This is a genomic window from Flavobacterium panacagri, assembly GCF_030378165.1.
In the GTDB taxonomy this organism is placed as follows: Bacteria; Bacteroidota; Bacteroidia; order Flavobacteriales; family Flavobacteriaceae; genus Flavobacterium; species Flavobacterium panacagri.
Genome location: NZ_CP119766.1, coordinates 5,335,449 through 5,353,784, shown reverse-complemented (window position 1 = coordinate 5,353,784; position 18,336 = coordinate 5,335,449). Strand labels below are relative to the sequence as shown.

The window sequence follows — 18,336 nt, the reverse complement described above, 5'->3', positions numbered from 1 at the left end:
GAATACTGGTGAATGTTTGCTAATTTTACAACTTTAATACTTAAATAATGTCAAAAACAATAAAAAAAGTAGGTGTTCTTACCTCAGGAGGAGACTCACCAGGAATGAATGCTGCAATACGATCAGTTGTTCGAACATGTGCTTATCATAATATAGAATGCGTAGGGATTTATAGAGGGTATCAAGGAATGATCGAAGGCGATTTTAAAGAAATGGGTCCTCGAAGCGTTAATAATATTGTAAATAAAGGAGGAACGATTTTGAAATCGGCTCGTTCTGTTGATTTTAGAACACCGGAAGGTAGAAAAAAAGCCCACGAAAACCTTTTAAAAGCTGGAATTGATGCTTTGGTTGTAATTGGTGGAGACGGAAGTTTTACCGGAGGTTTAATCTTCAACTCAGAATACAATTTTCCTGTAATAGGAATTCCTGGCACAATTGATAATGATATTTATGGTACAAGTTTTACTCTAGGTTATGATACTGCTTTGAATACTGTTGTTGACTGTATTGATAAAATTAGAGATACTGCGAGTTCACATAACCGTTTATTCTTTGTAGAGGTTATGGGTAGAGATGCAGGTCACATTGCACTTAATGCCGGAATTGGTGCAGGTGCAGAAGAAATCCTTATTCCTGAAGAAGATCTTGGTTTAGACCGTCTTTTAGATTCACTGCAAAAAAGTAAAGCTTCAGGAAAATCATCTAGTATCGTAGTTATTGCTGAAGGAGATAAAATTGGTAAAAACGTATTCGAATTAAAGGATTATGTTGAGGCTAATTTACCTGAGTATGATGTACGTGTTTCTGTATTAGGTCACATGCAGCGTGGTGGTTCACCATCTTGTTTTGACCGTGTTTTAGCAAGCCGTTTAGGAGTAAAAGCTGTAGAATCATTATTGGAAGGGAAATCAAATTATATGGTTGGTCTTAAAGAAGATAAAGTGATTTTAACACCGCTTGAACAAGCTATTAAAGGAAAATCAGAAATTGATAGAGAGTTATTAAGAGTGTCTGACATTATGTCGACATAATCCATATAAAAAGTTTAAAATAGAGAGAAGTTTATTGTGAGGAAATTAGACTTTGAAATAGTGTAATAAAAACAAAAAGCAAAAATTTAGTAAAATGTCAAAAGTAAAATTAGGAATAAACGGATTTGGACGTATCGGAAGAATCGTTTTTAGAGAGTCTTTCAACAGAGATAATGTAGAAGTTGTTGCAATCAATGACTTGTTAGACGTAGATCACTTAGCTTATTTATTAAAATATGATTCAGTTCACGGTCGTTTCGACGGAACTGTAGAAGTTAAAGAAGGAAAATTGTATGTAAACGGAAGAAATATCCGTATCACTGCAGAAAGAAATCCTGCTGACTTAAAATGGAACGAAGTTGATGTAGATGTTGTTGCTGAATGTACTGGTATCTTTACAACTATCGAAACTGCAAGCGAGCACTTAAAAGGTGGAGCTAAAAAAGTAATCATTTCTGCTCCTTCTGCTGACGCTCCAATGTTTGTAATGGGAGTGAACCACGAAACTGCAAAAGCTTCTGATTTAGTTGTTTCTAACGCTTCTTGTACTACAAACTGTTTAGCTCCTTTAGCTAAAGTAATCAATGATAACTTTGGAATTGTTGAAGGTTTAATGACTACTGTTCATGCAACTACTTCAACTCAAATGACTGCTGACGGACCTTCTAGAAAAGACTGGAGAGGTGGACGTGCAGCTGCAATCAACATCATTCCTTCTTCAACAGGTGCTGCTAAAGCGGTTGGAAAAGTTATTCCTGAATTGAATGGAAAATTAACTGGTATGGCTTTCCGTGTTCCTACTGCTGACGTTTCTACAGTAGATTTAACTGTGAAAGTAGCTAAAGAAACTTCTTATGAAGAAATTATGGCTGTATTGAAAAAAGCTTCAGAAAACGAATTAAAAGGTATCTTAGGATATACTGAAGATGCAGTTGTTTCTCAAGATTTCATTTCTGATAAAAGAACATCTATTATCGATGCTGGTGCAGGAATTGGTTTAAATTCAACTTTCTTCAAATTAGTATCTTGGTATGACAATGAGTACGGATACTCAAGTAAATTAATTGATTTATCTGTGCATATTGCAGGTTTAAAATAATAATATATATTTTTGCAAAATCCCGTTATGTAAGTAACGGGATTTTCTTATTTTGTGACCTCTATAATTAATGTAAAAATTACACTTTTAAATTAAAAATAGAGAAGCCTAATCCCAAAAACTAAACGAAATGAAATTAATAGTTGATAGTGGATCTACTAAAGCCGATTGGATTGCAATTGATGATAATGGAAAAGTATTATTCACAACACAAACTTTAGGATTAAATCCAGAAATTCTTGACGGACCGGAAATTATTTCAAGATTAAACGACCGTTTTGATATTTTACAAAACAAAAAAAATGCAACGCATTTGTTCTTTTATGGAGCAGGATGTGGAACAGACAGAATGAAAGAATATTTGAAACAAGTCTTTCAAGAGTATTTTACTAACGCAATTGTTGACGTTCAGGAAGATACTTATGCTGCTGTTTATGCAACAACTCCAAAAGGGCAAGAGGCGATAGTTTCTATTTTAGGAACAGGATCAAACTGCAGTTACTTTGATGGAAAAGTGTTGCACCAAAAAGTTCAGTCATTGGGATATATTGTTATGGATGACTGTAGCGGAAATGTTTTTGGTAAAGAATTAATTAGAAAATACTATTTTAATAAAATGCCTAAAGAATTGGCTGTTGAACTTGAAAAAGAGTATGACGTTGATCCGGATTTTATTAAAAATAAATTATATAAAGAGCCAAATCCAAATGCTTATTTGGCAACTTATGCTAAGTTTTTAATTAAGCATAAAGACACAGAGTTCTGCAGAAAAATTATCTTTAAAGGAATGAAGTCTTTTGTTAAGAATTATATCAAACAATTCGATAACTGTAAAGAAGTTCCAGTACATTTTGTAGGTTCTATCGCTTTTTATTTGAAAGACGAATTACAAGAAACTTTTGATAAATATGAACTTCAATTAGGGAATGTTTTAAGAAGACCTATTGATGGATTAATTGCTTATCATGTCGCTAATCAATAGTTCTGGTTTTATGGAAATTGCCATTATTGCTCATGATGGAAAAAAAGCTGATTTGATTGATTTCTTGATCAAAAATGAGGCAATTTTACACAATGAAAAAATAAGGCTGATTGGTACAGGAACTACAGGAGGAAAAGCAGAAGCTGCGGGTTTTAAAACTCAGAGAATGCTTTCAGGTCCTCTTGGTGGTGATGCGCAGATTGCTGGTAGAGTAGCGGAGGGAATTACACAAATGGTTTTCTTTTTTAAAGATCCTTTGTCGAGCCATCCTCATGAGGCAGATATTAATATGCTGATTCGTGTTTGCGATGTGCATAATGTGCCGCTGGCAACAAATGAAGCAACGGCACAATTATTATTAGATGCTATTGCACAGCAATTATAGAAATCTCAACATTTACATTTTTTGGCAGACAAGCCACTTGAACCGTTTCACGAGCTGGAGCGGTTTTTTCGTTAAAATAAGATCCGTAAACCGTATTTATAGCACCGAAGTTATTCATATCCATTATGAAAATAGTTGACTTCACTACATTTTCAAAAGTCATATCGGCAGCTTCAAGAATAGCGGCGATGTTTTTCATTACTTGGTTGGTTTCGTCGTTGATGTTGTCTGTAATCAATTCTCCTGATTCAGGATTGATTGCAATTTGTCCAGAGGCATAAAGTGTGTTTCCAGACAATACGGCTTGATTATAAGGCCCGATTGGAGCCGGAGCTTTCTCTGTGAAAATGATTTTTTTCATAATAAAAGTATTTTGAAACGGGTTATCGATTAGAAACGCTTCGTTTGTTCCATTTAATATCGCTAAGCATACCAGATTTAATTCCGATAAAGAAATTCCAGTTTGAATTTGTTCCCATTGGCTGCCAGTTAAATGCCATTCTCCAGCTTAACAAATCTCTCTCAAAACGGAATTGTGTAAAAGTAACTCCCTTTTGTACAAAATCATAACCAGTAGAAACACCACCTTTCCATTTTGGAGTAATGTCTGTATTGATAGAAATCATGATCGAGTTACCAGAAATTTGATTTTGTCTCGTTGTATTAGAATAGGTTAAAGAGTAGGCTAAAGTCATATCCCAAGGAATTTTCGAATTAAAAAACTCAGTAATGACGTCGTCTTTTTCGGGTTCATTGGCAAACTGACTGTTCCGGCTGTCATTCAAGTCGGTATTTGTTCCAAATAAGTCATCGTTTCGACCTCCATTCCGCTGGCTTTGGGTGTTTTTTTCCTTTCCTGTATCTTTGTTCGAAAAGGAATAGTTCACTGTTACGTTTGCACTGGTTAATCTGAATAAACTTCCTCCGTTATCAATATTATACATATTGATTCTGTTATTACCACTGTCTAAAGCATAAGGATCTAAAGTAGCTCCAAAGTTCATATTCATTTTGTTGTCAAAGAACTGGGTTCCACCACTAACCAAGATAGGCTGCCATGCTAAGGTTGTCTTCCCGTCGGCATTAAAGTTGTAACTTGTGCTAAAGTTTAAATTGTTTAGCAGCATTATCTTTTTAGGTTCCGTTTTTGTACTGTCTCGATCTCTTACTTTGGCTTCAAAAGTATTGCTCAGTGCAAAACCAACAATGTTTGAATTGTCTTTTCCAGGTGCTCCAAACAGGCCGTTTTCAAATCGAGTGTATTGAGATGTAATGGTTCCAGATGCATCGACACCGTAAGTGTCGTAATAACGCTCAAAGCTTGGTGTATAAGAATAGGTTAAACTTGGACGCATAACGTGTCTTATAGATTGAATTCTTTTATCGTCACCAAAATTAAAAGTACCATAAATTGTTGTACCTAAATTGGTGCTGAAATTGTAAGTTCTAAATGAATCAAAACCATTTATATTGCTAGGTTCTACTTTTCCTGTAGAAGAGTCGTAGGCTTTGCTTATTGTTTTATTAACCCATGTTTCTTGATAGGTTGTTGAAGCTCCTGCGCTAAAGTATTTAAAGATCTTAAAGTTTGTGCTAAGCGGAATGGTATGCTGCATACCTAATTGTGCATCTTTAAACATTTGTGGTTTGAAAAATAACGAGTCGCTGGTCTTGAAATAGTTTTTACCACTTACGTTGTACTGCAAGTTTATGTTTTTGATAAATCCCTTTTTTACTCCATTCTTGCCAACAAAAGGATAAATACGGTCAATGCTTCCCTGTAGCGAAGGAAGTGTCATAATGATTTCTTCTGTTTGGGTGTTTTGACTGTGAGTTGCAGACAATGCAATACGAGAACCTGGAATAGTATTAAAAGTTTTGTTGTAATTAATAGAAGAACTTAAAGTGTTATTTAAGTTTGATCCGATATTAGCTTGGTTAATAGATCTTTTAAAGTACTTACTACTACCCATGTTAACCGATGCTGAAAAACTTGAATTTGGATTTGATTTAGAGTCTTTAGAATGCGACCACTGAATGTTGTAAATGTTTTGTTTAGAATAATCAGGATAGCCTCGCTCACTATTGATAAGATTTTCAAAACGAATATTTACATTACCTCGATATTTATATCTTGTAGCATACGCCGATTCAAAACGCATAGCGTAACTTCCGTTAGTATAATAATCTCCAAGTACAGTCAAGTCATAATTATCACTTAGGGCAAAATAATAACCTCCATTTTGCAATGAAAACCCTCTTGTGTTTGAATCGTTGTAACTTGGGACGATAATTCCAGAAACGCTTTTTTCTTGGCTTAAAGGAAAATATCCATAAGGAAGTGCCAGTGGAGTAGGAACGTCAGCAATAACCATTTGTGTTAAGCCGGTTACAATTTTTTTACCAGGCACAAATTTTATTTTACTCGTTCGGAAGTAATATTCAGGATGATCAATATCAGTTGCAGTTGTAATACGTGCACCCCTAAGGTAATAAACAGAATCGTTTTCTTTTTTGGTAACCGCAGCTTTAATGTTTAATTCTCCTTGTTTGGTTCTTGAATTATAAATTAAAGCCTTTTTAGTTTTAAAATTAAAACGAATAGAATCGGGTTGTACTTCGTTGGAGCCTTGTTTAAAATTTGGATATTGAATTAATACGCCAGCAGAATCTTTGATTCTTCCAGCATAAACTTCATCTTTTTCATAATTAAGTACAATTATACCAGATTTTAATTCAACATCTTTATAGTATAATTCTGCTTCATTGTATAATGTAATTGTTTTCTTTTTCTGGTCAATTGTAGCATAATCTTTTGCTTTGTATCTAACTTTTCCATCCAAAAAAGTCTTTTTGGCTCTAACCGTATCCAGTTTTACGGTGTCAGTAATTGCAGGAGCTTCTTTATCTGTTTGTTTTACAGCAGGTAAAGGCTTTTTTTTATTTTTTATTTCTTGCGAATATAAATTACCACAACCTATAGTTAGGAAAAATGATATTAAAACGATATTAAATAAGTTTGTATGCAAAGGTTTAAATGCTATTTTTGTAAAATTATGGCGTGTTTTTTGACATGTCAAACTTACATATAATTTTTTGGCAAAAATAATCAATTCTAAAAATTATAACAGCTGCATTTTATTAAAATTAACTTTTAGATTTATGAATAGAATTAACAAATTTAAGGTAATATTTACTTTATTTCTAACATTACTGTCTTTTTGTGCTCAGAGTCAGTCAAATGTGTTTAAGGTAACTCTTGACGCTGGACATGGAGATCATGACTTCGGAGCTGTTTACAGCGGCAGGATTGAAAAAAATATTGCTTTAGCTATTGTTTTGAAAGTGGGGAAGATTTTAGAGCTTAATCCAAATGTAGATGTAATTTATACGCGTAAAACGGATGTTTTTATTGATTTGGTTGAAAGAGCCAATATTGCCAATAGAGCGAATTCAAATATTTTTGTTTCTATTCATTGTAATGCCAATAAAAATACAGCAGCCGACGGAACCGAAACCTATGTGATGGGTTTGAGTAAAGTGGCATCGAACTTAGAAGCTGCAAAGAAAGAGAACTCGGTAATTACATTGGAGAAAGATTATAAGCGTAAATACGAAGGTTATGACCCAAATTCTCCAGAATCAATGATTGGGATGACGTTAATGCAGGAAGAATATTTAGATAATAGTATTTCGCTGGCGACTAAAATTGAGGATAATTTTGAAAAATTAGGAAAAAAACTTCGTCAGGGTGGTGTAAAACAAGCGCCTTTTATGGTACTACATAAAGCTTATATGCCTAGAGTTTTGGTAGAAACTGGTTTTGTGTCGAATCCAACAGAAGGGAATATTCTGAATTCAGAAGAAGGACAAGATGATATAGCGAAAGCAATTGCGGAAGCTATTTTAAGTTATAAAAGAGAATATTTTGGATCAGGAACTGAGGCTCCTGAGAGTCGGCCCATAAGAGATACTACTCCCGTAAAACCAAAAACAACTGCTCCAGTTACTGTAGTTAAAAATGCCCCAAAAGGAACATTTTTTAAAGTACAGCTTATTGCAAGTATTAAAAAAACTCCTTTAGAACCTAAAAACTTTAAGGGGTTGAAAAATGTGACTATGTTATTTGAAAACAATATATATAAGTATTTCTACGAAGAAACTTCAAGTTACGAAACAGCCCAGAAATTTTTGCAAGAAGCTAAGAATAAAGGGTATGGCGCAGCATTTTTAGTGGCAACTAAAGATGGAGAAAAAATCAGTATTCAGGACGCAATTAAATAATAAGCCCAAGTTCGAATATTTATATTAATTTTGTACAAACACTTAGAATTTTGAAACTAACAAGAGAAATTAAAACGGCTATATTAGTCATCGCATCGATTTTATTATTTATCTGGGGTTACAGCTTTTTAAAAGGCAAAGATCTTTTTACAAATTATACCATGTTATATGCTGAATATGATAATGTTGAAGATTTGTCACTTTCTGCACCAGTTACTTTAAACGGACTGGCAATAGGTAAAGTAAATAAAATCACAATTGATGAAGTAACAGGAAAATTATTAGTAGAACTTCAATTAAAAACAGATTTTCCAATTTCGAAAACAAGTACAGCAACAATTTATTCTCCAAGCTTAATTGCAGGAAAGCAAATTAAAATTATCCCAAATTTTGCAGATAAAGAATTAGCAGAAGATGGACAAAAATTAGCGTCAACGGTAGAACTTGGATTAACGGAATCTTTAGGAGGTAAAATTGAGCCAATTCAGCAGAAGCTTGATAAAATGCTTGTCAATATTGATGTTTTGGTTACGGGATTGAATAATACTTTAGATAAAAATACACAAGAAAATCTAAAGAAAACAATTGCTGAATTAAGCCAGACGATGACGCAGTTTCACAAAGCTTCAGGAAGTCTAAACAATATTTTAGATACTAATAAAGGGCAGATTAATGGAATGGTTTCTAATTTTAATAAAGTGTCCAATAACTTTAATAAAATTTCTGATTCTTTAAACAAAGCTGATTTAGGAAAAACAGTACGTAACTTAAACCAGATGTTGGCAAAAGTAGATGCTTTAATGGCTAACTTAAATTCTGGAAAAGGTACGGCTGGAAAATTATTAAATGATGAAGCCTTATATAACAACTTAGCAAAAACGTCAAAAGAGCTTGAATTGTTATTGCAAGATGTACGTCTTTATCCAACTCGTTACGTGAACGTTTCTCTTTTTGGGAAGAAAAATAAACCATACGTAGCGCCAACAGAAGAAACAAACTCAACTGATAAAAAATAATTATAAATGAGTTATTTAGATAATATTTTATTTGCCATACTTCTTATAGTTGGTTTCGGCTTTTTTGCAGCGAGCGTGAAAAAGATCATCCGAAACATTAATCTTGGAGTAGATGTAGATCGAAAAGATAATCCTAAAGCTCGTTGGAAAAACATGGCACTGATTGCTCTGGGGCAGTCAAAAATGGTGAGACGCCCTGTTGCTGGAATACTGCATATTTTTGTATATGTCGGTTTCATAATTATTAATATTGAATTGCTTGAAATTATTATTGACGGGCTTTTTGGAACTCATAGAGTTTTTGCGCCGTATTTAGGTGTGGTTTATGATGTTTTAATTGCTTCGTTTGAGATATTGGCTATACTTGTAATTTTTGCTGTTACCGTTTTTTGGATTAGAAGAAATGTAATTCGTTTAAAACGTTTTATTAATTCAGACTTAAATGGTTTCCCAAAAAGCGATGCCAATTATATTCTGTATTTCGAAACCGTTTTAATGATTCTGTTTTTATTAATGAATGCCTCTGATTTGCATTTGCAAAATGTTCCAGGAGGTTATTCGCATTTTCATAAAGCAGGAAGTTATCCGATAAGTCAATTTATTGCACCAATTTTTAATGGTACTTCTAATGAGTTAGTAGGACTTTTGTTTGAAGTATTTTGGTGGCTGCATATAGTTGGCATTTTAGTTTTCATGAACTATTTATATTTTTCAAAACACCTTCATATTCTTTTAGCGTTCCCGAATACTTATTTCGCCAATTTAAAACCAGAAGGGCAGTTTGATAATTTAGAATCGGTAACAAAAGAGGTGAAATTAATGATGGATCCAAATGCAGATCCATTTGCCGCAGCACCAGTTGATGAAAATGCTGCTCCGGCTAAATTTGGAGCTAGCGATGTTCAGGATTTAAACTGGGTACAATTATTAAATGCATATACATGTACAGAATGTGGACGTTGTACTTCTTCTTGTCCAGCAAATCAAACAGGGAAAAAATTGTCTCCTCGTAAGATTATGATGGATACTAGAGATCGTTTGACTGAAGTTGGAAAAAACATTGATGCCAACAAAGGTGTTTTTGTTCCTGATAATAAATCACTTTTAAACGATTATATTACTCCAGAAGAATTATGGGCTTGTACGTCTTGTAATGCTTGTGTGGAAGAATGTCCCGTAAATATCAGTCCTTTGTCTATTATTATGGATATGCGCCGTTATTTGGTAATGGAGCAAAGTGCCGCTCCAATGCCGTTGAACGCCATGATGACGAATATCGAAAATAATGGTGCACCATGGCAATACAGCCAGCAAGATCGATTAAATTGGAAAAACGAGAACTAACTTTTAGTTCGCGATAATATATAAGAATTCAGATTTCAGAATAAAATTTGAAACTTTAAACTTTAAACAAAAGAGAGAGAAATGTCAGAAAGTTTAGTAGTGCCAACAATGGCAGAAATGCTTGCCGAAGGAAAACAGCCAGAAGTTTTGTTTTGGGTAGGTTGCGCAGGAAGTTTTGATGATAGAGCAAAAAAAATTACCAAAGCATTCGTACGAATTTTAAATCGTACTAATGTATCTTTTGCGGTTCTGGGTACAGAAGAAAGTTGTACTGGTGATCCTGCCAAAAGAGCTGGTAACGAGTTTTTGTTTCAGATGCAGGCGATGATGAATATTGAAGTTCTGAATGCTTATGAAGCAAAAAAAATTGTTACGGCTTGTCCACACTGTTTTAATACATTAAAAAATGAATATCCTGAGTTAGGAGGCAATTACGAGGTTATTCATCATACGGAGTTTTTAAAATCATTAATTAATGATGGAAGATTAACTGTAGAAGGTGGGCAGTTTAAAGGAAAGAAAATTACTTTTCATGATCCTTGTTATTTAGGAAGAGCCAATAAAGTTTACGAAGCTCCTCGAGATTTGATTCAAAAATTGGATGTTGAGTTAGTGGAAATGAAACGTTCTAAAGCAAACGGTTTATGTTGTGGTGCTGGTGGAGCACAAATGTTTAAAGATGCAGAACCAGGAAACAAAGAAGTAAATGTATTGCGTACGGAAGACGCTCTTGAGGTAAAACCAGATATTATTGCAGCAGGTTGCCCATTCTGTAATACTATGTTAACAGATGGTATTAAACACGCACATAAAGAGGGAGAAGTAAAAGTAATGGATGTTGCTGAATTAATAGCAAACGCACAAGATTTGTAAAAGATTCTGAGATGCTAAGGCGCTAAGTTTTTTTTATTTAGCAATTCAAGAAATCTAAAATCAATCCCGAGGCTTCGGGACTAAAATCTAAAATTAAAATGTATATACCTTTTGAAAATTTGCCAGGTGAATCTAGAGTCTGGATTTACCAATCGAACAGAAAATTTTCTGAGGAAGAGTTTTCTGAAATTGAAACCGATTTAAAAGCTTTCGTAGAACAGTGGGCCGCGCATGGAACTAGTCTTGAAGCTTCTTATTTATTGAAATACAATCGATTTATAATATTAGCCGTAAACCAAGATGTACAGGCGGCGACAGGATGTTCTATCGATAGTTCTGTTGAGTTTATTCAAAGTTTGGAGAAAAAGTACGACGTGGATTTATTGGATAAAATGAATGTTACTTTTAAACTGGGAGAACATATAGCACATAAACCATTAATTGATTTCAAGAAAATGGTAAAAGATAAAGCAGTAACTGAAAATACAATTGTGTTTAATAATCTGGTTAACAATATTGAAGAATTTAATGATGCTTGGGAAGTGCCTGCAGCAGACAGCTGGCATAGCAGATTTTTCTAAGATAATTTTTGAAGATATTTAAAAAGGTATGAAATTTAGGTTTCATACCTTTTTTTGTTTTTGGTAGGATTTTAAATGTTAATGCTGTATTATTGTTTTTTTTAATCCTAACAGTATATTTCAAATTTTATGACAGAAGAAATTAAAATCGTTGCAAGTATCTCGGCCAAATCAACTTTGAAATGGTTTTTTATAATGATTAGCGGCTTGTTTTTTACGTTAATCTGTTTTTTCGTTATTCTTTTTCAAAATTCTAATTATGCTGGAGGCGGACATGGGAATGTCTATGCTTTGTTGTCAGGTTTGTTTTTGAACAATATTTGCGGGTTTGTTTTATTTGCCGGAGCTCCTGTTTTTATATTTTTATATTTTCTAATTGCTAATAAAGCGGCCATACAGCAGCTGATTTACTTAACTTGGAATAATAAAGTTTTTGCTGGTTATGTTGATTCTAAAGTAGTTTTGTTAGTAGATAAAATAACAGGTTCTAATAATTGGGCAAGTACAATTTCTAACGAATCGATGTTACGATTGAAATTGTTAGAGGCAAATAGAAATGATAAAGAAAGTTCTAAAATTAAAAAGAAGATAATTAATTATTTGTTTCAAAAAATAAGACTGGACGATGTTGATTTTAAAAGAGAAGATTTAAAATTGTCTGAAGTGGTTTCGATGAAATTGAATCAGTTTATTTCGGAATCTGTAGAACCTTCGTTGCTGTTTTTTTGGTTGTTGTTATTGTTTCAGATTATTTTGTTTGTTGTTGCCCAGTTTTAGAACGGTGAATTGAAAGTTAAAAGGTCTAATTTAGCCCCGATAGAAGCGGTATACTTTTGTGCCGGTGTTCGGTGCAAAAGATATAGCGGATAGCGGGACAAATAGTTCTTTTTATTCGATATTGTGCTGCTTCTAAAAATATTTATTAACTAGAATTGATCTAATTTTGTCAAAAATCTAACAATTTAAAAGCTTATTTAAACGTGATTTTTGAGTATTTTCGTAGAATTAAATTTAATCCATGAAAATAGCAATTGTTTGTTATCCTACTTTTGGAGGTAGTGGTGTAGTAGCCACAGAGTTAGGTCTCGAATTAGCCAGAAGAGGACACGAAATACATTTTATTACATATAGTCAGCCAGTAAGATTGGCACTTTTAAATCCGAATGTTCATTATCACGAAGTAAATGTTCCGGAATATCCATTGTTTCATTATCAGCCTTATGAATTAGCATTATCGAGTAAATTAGTCGATATGGTTAAGTTGTATAAAATTGAGCTTTTACACGTGCATTACGCTATTCCGCATGCGTATGCAGGATATATGGCAAAGCAAATGCTGAAAAATGAAGGAATTAATCTGCCAATGATTACGACACTTCATGGTACTGATATTACTTTGGTTGGAAATCATCCTTTCTATAAACCGGCTGTAACTTTCAGCATTAATAAATCAGATTATGTGACTTCGGTTTCACAGAGTTTGAAAGATGATACTTTAAAGCTGTTTAAAATTAAGAACAAAATTAAAGTCATTCCAAACTTTATTGAGTTAGATAAGGTCAAAAAAGATCCTAGTGCGCCTTGCCATCGTTATGTAATGGCAAATGAAAATGAACGTATCATTACACATATTAGTAATTTTAGAAAAGTAAAACGTATCCCAGATATTATTAAGATTTTCTATAATGTTCAAAAGGAGATTCCGGCTAAGTTAATGATGGTTGGTGATGGACCAGAAAAAGAAAAAGCAGAAATTTTATGTCAGGAATTGGGGATTTTAGACAAGGTGATTTTCTTTGGAAACAGTCATGAAATTGATAAAATTTTATGCATGACCGATTTGTTTTTACTGCCTTCTGAAACAGAAAGTTTTGGTTTAGCTGCATTAGAAGCCATGGCGTGTGGCGTTCCTGTGATTTCAAGTAATTCAGGTGGATTGCCTGAAGTGAATTTTGACGGTTTTTCAGGTTATTTGAGTAATGTGGGAAATGTTGAAGAAATGGCTGAAAATGCTTTAAAAATACTGAAAGACGATAAGGTGTTGAATCAGTTTAAAGCGAATGCGTTAGAAGTAGCTAGAAAGTTTGATATTAAAAATATTCTGCCAAAGTACGAAGCTTTGTATCAAAAAGCGGTTGATGATTATAAGTACGAAAAGCACTAATCTTAAAAAGAGATAAATGAAAAAAGTAATTTCGATTTTAGCAATTTTTGTTTTTATTTCGTGTGGAGTAAAGAAGGTTGAAAGCTCAAATGCTTTATATGAAGTTTTGACAACACAGTCTGACGGTGGCGGTAATATTAAATTTTTTGAAATTTTGACAGAGCCAAATGAAATTAAAATGCTGGAAAATGATCCTCTTTTAGCTGATAAGATGAAGAATCCAAATGTTCATGATTATAACTACGTTATTTTGAATATGGGGGAAAAGAACACCAGCGGTTATTCTATAGATGTTGAAAAAGTAGAAGAAACGGATAAAAATATTATCATAACCGTAAAAGAAAATAGTCCTGCGAAGGATGCAATGACCATGCAGGTTATTTCGTATCCATACACGGTTGTGAAAATTCATTCTAAAAAAGAGATTATAATTAAATAAGAAATTTTGATATTCTCAAAAAAAAAAAGAAATCCTGTCACTTTACAATGACAGGATTCTCTTTTTTACAATTTTTTTTACTTTTATTTAGAATCTGAATTTAACACCTAAACCAACGTCAAATCCAAAATTATCATCATCATAGTATCCAGAACCAATTTCAGGTCTTGCATCTAAAGATAATGTTAGTGGTACTTCTTTAAATCTGTATTCGATTCCAACATCTCCTGCTGCAAATACATAAGTTCCGCTGTCTTTATATCTGAAATTATTGTTATAATAATCATAACGCCAGCTAGCTAGACCACCACCGACACCAGCGTACCAGTTAAAACCTCCTTCGATGTTCCAAACCCATTGGTAAAGCGCAACACCTTTAACAGCATCTACATCTCTGCTGTTTCTCCAGCCTAAATCAAATTCAAGTCTATTTTTTTGATTTAATCCTAATTGGTAGGATACCTCACCACCAAATCCGTTGTTGTCTCCTAAACGTAATCCTAATGCGTGTTTTGAAATTTCTTGTGATTGAGCCGTAAATGCTAAACCAAAAAGCATAATGGCAGATAATATTATCTTTTTCATAAAATGGTTAAATTATTTTTTTTCAAATGTATTGTTACAGTTATACAGAGAACGTATAATATTTTTGAAAATTGTTATATAATTTACATTTTTGTTTTATAAATACTACAATCTGCTTGTTTTGAAGCCTCTAAAAGTAAAATTATTTCAATATTATTGATGATATTAATTGTGAAGACAGAATATCTTCCATTTCGAAAAGATTCTCTTCTTCAATAAAATTACTAGCTTTATAAGAGAACAGTTTCCAACGTTTTTTATGATACTCAAGCGCAGTCAAGTTTTCTACCCAGTCTCCTGAATTTAAATATAAAGTAGATCCGTGTTTGTTTTCTTTGGTCATGATTTTAGGTTCGTGAATATGACCGCAGATTACATAATCGTAATTTTTTTCGATAGCTAAATCTGTTGCAGTGGTTTCGAAATCAGAAATAAACTTTACGGCTTTTTTAACGCTTGCTTTAATTTTTTTAGAAAAAGAATACGGTTCACGTCCTAATTTTGCCAGACACCAATTAACAAATCGGTTCATTAGAATTAAATAATCGTATCCTAATCCGCCCAATTTTGCAATCCATTTAGAGTGCTGAACAGAGGCATCAAATACATCTCCGTGAAAAATCCAGGCTTTTTTATCGTCTAATTCTAAAACTAATTTATCGACCAAAGCAAAATTCCCCATATTCATATCACTGAATTTACGAAGTATTTCATCGTGATTTCCAGTAATGTAATAGACTTTTGTTCCCTTAGAAGCCATTCCGATAATGCGCTGAATAACTCTTAAGTGGGCTTTTGGAAAGTAAGATTTTCTAAACTGCCAAGCATCAATTATATCACCGTTTAAGACTAAAGTTTTGGGTTTAATGCTTGAAAGATAGTTGTTTAGTTCTTTTGCATGGCTTCCATAAGTTCCTAAGTGAACATCAGAAAGAATGACCAATTCGACATTTCTTTTTTTCAATTTTTCTTGATTTGAAGTTTTACAAATTAAAAAAAATCTAAGCATTTTTATTTTATCAAAAGGTTATGAAAATGCGGATAATTTTACCAAATTGTGATTTTTAATAGGTTTAATGTTTAGTTAATAATACCAGTTTTAAATTTTTTAATTTAATTCATAAAACTTACATTTGCTCAAAACAAAATACAATGGCAGGAAACAGCTACGGCACCCTATATAAAGTAACAACATTTGGAGAATCTCATGGTGAAGCTTTAGGCGGCATTATTGATGGATGCCCTCCCGGAATACAACTTGATTTTGAGGCAATTGAATTAGACATGGCAAGAAGAAAACCAGGTCAGTCTGCAATTGTTACGCAAAGAAAAGAACCAGATGCAGTTCAGTTTTTATCAGGAATCTTTGAAGGCAAAACTACAGGAACTCCAATAGGTTTTATTATTCCAAATACCAATCAAAAATCAGATGATTATTCACATATAAAAGACAATTACAGACCAAGCCATGCTGATTATGTATACGATCAGAAATATGGATTCCGTGATTATCGCGGTGGCGGAAGAAGTTCTGCGAGAGAAACAGCAAGCAGAGTAGTAGCTGGAGCAATTGCCAAACAAATGCTTCCAGAAATTAAGTTTAATGCTTATGTTTCTTCAGTTGGGCCAATTCATTTAGAAACGCCTTATCAAGAATTAGATTTTTCAAAAATTGAAAGTAACCCTGTTCGCTGTCCAGATGAAAAATCGGCTGCAATTATGGAAGAATATATCCGTGATATCCGCAAACAGGGAGATACTGTTGGAGGTGTGGTAACATGTGTGATTCAAAATGTGCCAGTTGGTTTAGGTGAACCGGTTTTTGATAAACTTCATGCTGAATTAGGAAAGGCAATGCTTTCTATCAATGCAGTAAAAGGTTTTGAATATGGAAGCGGTTTCTCTGGTTCTGAAATGAAAGGAAGTGAACACAACGATTTGTACAATCCTGATGGATCTACACAAACAAATCTTTCTGGAGGAATTCAAGGCGGCATCAGCAACGGAATGGATATTTATTTCAGAGTAGCTTTTAAGCCTGTTGCCACTATTATGCAGACTCAAGACTCATTAGATAATAAAGGAAACATTACACCAATGACTGGAAAAGGACGTCATGATCCATGTGTAGTGCCTCGCGCAGTGCCTATTGTAGAAGCAATGGCTGCAATTGTTTTGGCTGATTTTTATTTGATCAACAAGACATATTAATAAAAGGTAAGACAGTGAGGGTCTTATATTTTAATAATCAAAAAATAAATTAATGCAAGAAATTACAGAAACTAAAAAAAAATCATTTCTTTCGGGATTAACAGGGCAGATTATAATTGCGATGGTTCTTGGAGCCATTTTAGGAATTATATTGCACAATACCATTTCGCCGGAAGCAGCTCAAGCATTTAGCAATAAAATAAAAATGCTGGCGACTATCTTCATTCGTTTGGTGCAAATGATTATTTCTCCATTAGTTTTTACTACTCTCGTAGTTGGAATTGCAAAATTGGGAGATATTAAGACGGTTGGAAGAATTGGAGGTAAAGCTATTGGATGGTTTTTTACAGCTTCGTTTATTTCTCTTTTAATTGGATTGTTTTACGTAAATATTTTACAGCCAGGAGTTGGTTTGAAGTTGGAACATGTGGATATGGCAGCCGCTTCTGAAGTTACGGGTAAAACGCAAAATCTTTCTTTTGATAATTTCGTTGAACACATTGTACCCAAAAGTATTGTAGAAGCAATGGCAACTAACGAGATATTACAAATCGTAGTTTTCTCTATTTTCTTTGGTTTAGCAGCGGCATCTTTGGGGTCTACTGTAAAGCCTATTATTGGTGCTTTTGATAAGTTATCTCATATTGTTTTAAAAATGGTAAACTATGTGATGAACTTTGCTCCAATTGGTGTTTTTGGTGCGATTGCAGCAGTATTTGCTGTTAGAGATGCAGAAGAATTGATCATAACTTATTTTAAATTTTTCGGATCTTTTTTAATCGGTATCAGTACTTTATGGGTTTTACTGATTGCAGTTGGTTATATTTTCTTAAAAGGAAGAATGACAGAGCTATTAAAACGTATAACTGGGCCTTTAGCAATTGCTTTTGGAACAACAAGTAGTGAAGCAGTATTTCCTAAATTAACTGAAGAATTAGAAGGTTTTGGAGTAAAAGATAAAATCGTTTCTTTCATGCTGCCTCTTGGTTATTCTTTTAACCTTGACGGAAGTATGATGTATATGACGTTTGCAAGTATTTTTATTGCTCAGTTTTATAATGTGCATTTAGATTTAGGAACGCAGATGGCAATGCTTTTGGTTTTAATGCTTACCAGTAAAGGTATTGCAGGTGTTCCAAGAGCTAGTTTGGTTGTTGTAGCAGCAACTTGCGGCATGTTTGATATTCCGATTGAAGGAATTGCTTTGATTTTACCAATTGACCACTTTTGTGATATGTTTAGAAGTGCTACCAATGTACTTGGAAATGCGTTAGCAACCTCTGTAGTAGGGCAATGGGAAGAAAATAAAGAATAAATTTTAACACTAAGAATAGGATTT

The 18,336-nt window shown here is 33.4% G+C and carries 18 protein-coding genes; 14 read left to right on the top strand and 4 right to left on the bottom strand.

The annotated features are described in order from the left end of the window. Positions 1 to 47: 47 nt before the first annotated feature. From pfkA to P2W65_RS22630, 4 genes are all read left to right on the top strand, one after another. The gene (pfkA, locus tag P2W65_RS22645) at positions 48 to 1,034 is read left to right on the top strand and encodes a 6-phosphofructokinase (protein WP_091492971.1); all 987 of its coding nucleotides are present in this window, start codon (positions 48 to 50) and stop codon (positions 1,032 to 1,034) included. Between the two features lie 94 nt (positions 1,035 to 1,128). After that, positions 1,129 to 2,133, top strand: a complete 1,005-nt coding sequence (gene gap, locus P2W65_RS22640) for a type I glyceraldehyde-3-phosphate dehydrogenase (RefSeq protein WP_179004947.1) — start codon at positions 1,129 to 1,131, stop codon at positions 2,131 to 2,133. A 130-nt stretch (positions 2,134 to 2,263) separates the two neighbouring features. Further along, on the top strand, positions 2,264 to 3,115 hold the full coding sequence (locus tag P2W65_RS22635) for an N-acetylglucosamine kinase (RefSeq protein ID WP_179004949.1): 852 nt from the start codon (positions 2,264 to 2,266) through the stop codon (positions 3,113 to 3,115). 10 nt (positions 3,116 to 3,125) lie between these two features. Continuing rightward, positions 3,126 to 3,500 carry a methylglyoxal synthase gene (locus P2W65_RS22630; RefSeq protein ID WP_091493358.1) on the top strand — a complete coding sequence of 125 codons (375 nt, stop codon included), beginning with the start codon at positions 3,126 to 3,128 and terminating at the stop codon, positions 3,498 to 3,500. On the opposite strand, the gene P2W65_RS22625 is transcribed toward P2W65_RS22630, so the two are convergent. Both P2W65_RS22625 and P2W65_RS22620 read right to left on the bottom strand, forming a co-directional pair. Next, a complete protein-coding gene (locus P2W65_RS22625; RefSeq protein WP_248727521.1) occupies positions 3,481 to 3,861 on the bottom strand; it encodes a RidA family protein in 381 nt (126 codons plus the stop codon). The genes P2W65_RS22630 and P2W65_RS22625 overlap by 20 nt on opposite strands. Before the next feature lie 22 nt (positions 3,862 to 3,883). After that, a complete protein-coding gene (locus P2W65_RS22620; RefSeq protein ID WP_434783348.1) occupies positions 3,884 to 6,580 on the bottom strand; it encodes a putative LPS assembly protein LptD in 2,697 nt (898 codons plus the stop codon). 82 nt (positions 6,581 to 6,662) lie between these two features. Between P2W65_RS22620 and P2W65_RS22615 the strand changes: the two genes are divergently transcribed. From P2W65_RS22615 to P2W65_RS22580, 8 genes are all read left to right on the top strand, one after another. Further along, entirely contained in the window at positions 6,663 to 7,784 is a 1,122-nt protein-coding gene (locus tag P2W65_RS22615; RefSeq protein ID WP_289661549.1) for an N-acetylmuramoyl-L-alanine amidase family protein, read from the top strand. 50 nt (positions 7,785 to 7,834) lie between these two features. Beyond that, a complete protein-coding gene (locus P2W65_RS22610; protein ID WP_289661547.1) occupies positions 7,835 to 8,800 on the top strand; it encodes an MlaD family protein in 966 nt (321 codons plus the stop codon). Between the two features lie 6 nt (positions 8,801 to 8,806). After that, positions 8,807 to 10,144 carry a 4Fe-4S dicluster domain-containing protein gene (locus tag P2W65_RS22605; RefSeq protein ID WP_289661545.1) on the top strand — a complete coding sequence of 446 codons (1,338 nt, stop codon included), beginning with the start codon at positions 8,807 to 8,809 and terminating at the stop codon, positions 10,142 to 10,144. 81 nt (positions 10,145 to 10,225) lie between these two features. Next, on the top strand, positions 10,226 to 11,017 hold the full coding sequence (locus tag P2W65_RS22600; RefSeq protein WP_289661543.1) for a (Fe-S)-binding protein: 792 nt from the start codon (positions 10,226 to 10,228) through the stop codon (positions 11,015 to 11,017). Positions 11,018 to 11,115: 98 nt separating this feature from the next. Then, the gene (locus P2W65_RS22595) at positions 11,116 to 11,598 is read left to right on the top strand and encodes an ABC transporter ATPase (protein ID WP_289661540.1); all 483 of its coding nucleotides are present in this window, start codon (positions 11,116 to 11,118) and stop codon (positions 11,596 to 11,598) included. A gap of 129 nt (positions 11,599 to 11,727) precedes the next feature. Further along, positions 11,728 to 12,375 carry a hypothetical protein gene (locus P2W65_RS22590; protein ID WP_289661538.1) on the top strand — a complete coding sequence of 216 codons (648 nt, stop codon included), beginning with the start codon at positions 11,728 to 11,730 and terminating at the stop codon, positions 12,373 to 12,375. Between the two features lie 241 nt (positions 12,376 to 12,616). Further along, entirely contained in the window at positions 12,617 to 13,762 is a 1,146-nt protein-coding gene (gene bshA / locus P2W65_RS22585; protein ID WP_289661536.1) for an N-acetyl-alpha-D-glucosaminyl L-malate synthase BshA, read from the top strand. 16 nt (positions 13,763 to 13,778) lie between these two features. Further along, positions 13,779 to 14,201, top strand: a complete 423-nt coding sequence (locus tag P2W65_RS22580; RefSeq protein ID WP_289661533.1) for a protease complex subunit PrcB family protein — start codon at positions 13,779 to 13,781, stop codon at positions 14,199 to 14,201. An 87-nt stretch (positions 14,202 to 14,288) separates the two neighbouring features. Here P2W65_RS22580 and P2W65_RS22575 read toward each other — a convergent pair whose 3' ends face one another. Further along, complete coding sequence (locus P2W65_RS22575; RefSeq protein WP_289661531.1) at positions 14,289 to 14,786, bottom strand: hypothetical protein; 498 nt, start codon at positions 14,784 to 14,786, stop codon at positions 14,289 to 14,291. A 142-nt stretch (positions 14,787 to 14,928) separates the two neighbouring features. Continuing rightward, a complete protein-coding gene (locus P2W65_RS22570; RefSeq protein WP_289661528.1) occupies positions 14,929 to 15,750 on the bottom strand; it encodes a UDP-2,3-diacylglucosamine diphosphatase in 822 nt (273 codons plus the stop codon). A 188-nt stretch (positions 15,751 to 15,938) separates the two neighbouring features. Here P2W65_RS22570 and aroC point away from each other — a divergent pair, with 188 nt between their 5' ends. Then, positions 15,939 to 16,997, top strand: a complete 1,059-nt coding sequence (gene aroC, locus P2W65_RS22565) for a chorismate synthase (protein WP_289661526.1) — start codon at positions 15,939 to 15,941, stop codon at positions 16,995 to 16,997. A 52-nt stretch (positions 16,998 to 17,049) separates the two neighbouring features. Next, the gene (locus tag P2W65_RS22560; protein WP_289661523.1) at positions 17,050 to 18,312 is read left to right on the top strand and encodes a dicarboxylate/amino acid:cation symporter; all 1,263 of its coding nucleotides are present in this window, start codon (positions 17,050 to 17,052) and stop codon (positions 18,310 to 18,312) included. Positions 18,313 to 18,336: the final 24 nt, after the last annotated feature.

What these genes read in the sequence shown, in the direction of transcription:
- pfkA (WP_091492971.1), top strand. Translation starts at nt 48, where the DNA reads ATGTCAAAAACAATAAAAAAAGTAGGTGTTCTTACCTCAGGAGGAGAC.
- gap (WP_179004947.1), top strand. Translation starts at nt 1,129, where the DNA reads ATGTCAAAAGTAAAATTAGGAATAAACGGATTTGGACGTATCGGAAGA.
- P2W65_RS22635 (WP_179004949.1), top strand. Translation starts at nt 2,264, where the DNA reads ATGAAATTAATAGTTGATAGTGGATCTACTAAAGCCGATTGGATTGCA.
- P2W65_RS22630 (WP_091493358.1), top strand. Translation starts at nt 3,126, where the DNA reads ATGGAAATTGCCATTATTGCTCATGATGGAAAAAAAGCTGATTTGATT.
- P2W65_RS22625 (WP_248727521.1), bottom strand. Translation starts at nt 3,861, where the DNA reads ATGAAAAAAATCATTTTCACAGAGAAAGCTCCGGCTCCAATCGGGCCT.
- P2W65_RS22615 (WP_289661549.1), top strand. Translation starts at nt 6,663, where the DNA reads ATGAATAGAATTAACAAATTTAAGGTAATATTTACTTTATTTCTAACA.
- P2W65_RS22605 (WP_289661545.1), top strand. Translation starts at nt 8,807, where the DNA reads ATGAGTTATTTAGATAATATTTTATTTGCCATACTTCTTATAGTTGGT.
- P2W65_RS22600 (WP_289661543.1), top strand. Translation starts at nt 10,226, where the DNA reads ATGTCAGAAAGTTTAGTAGTGCCAACAATGGCAGAAATGCTTGCCGAA.
- P2W65_RS22595 (WP_289661540.1), top strand. Translation starts at nt 11,116, where the DNA reads ATGTATATACCTTTTGAAAATTTGCCAGGTGAATCTAGAGTCTGGATT.
- P2W65_RS22590 (WP_289661538.1), top strand. Translation starts at nt 11,728, where the DNA reads ATGACAGAAGAAATTAAAATCGTTGCAAGTATCTCGGCCAAATCAACT.
- bshA (WP_289661536.1), top strand. Translation starts at nt 12,617, where the DNA reads ATGAAAATAGCAATTGTTTGTTATCCTACTTTTGGAGGTAGTGGTGTA.
- P2W65_RS22580 (WP_289661533.1), top strand. Translation starts at nt 13,779, where the DNA reads ATGAAAAAAGTAATTTCGATTTTAGCAATTTTTGTTTTTATTTCGTGT.
- P2W65_RS22575 (WP_289661531.1), bottom strand. Translation starts at nt 14,786, where the DNA reads ATGAAAAAGATAATATTATCTGCCATTATGCTTTTTGGTTTAGCATTT.
- aroC (WP_289661526.1), top strand. Translation starts at nt 15,939, where the DNA reads ATGGCAGGAAACAGCTACGGCACCCTATATAAAGTAACAACATTTGGA.
- P2W65_RS22560 (WP_289661523.1), top strand. Translation starts at nt 17,050, where the DNA reads ATGCAAGAAATTACAGAAACTAAAAAAAAATCATTTCTTTCGGGATTA.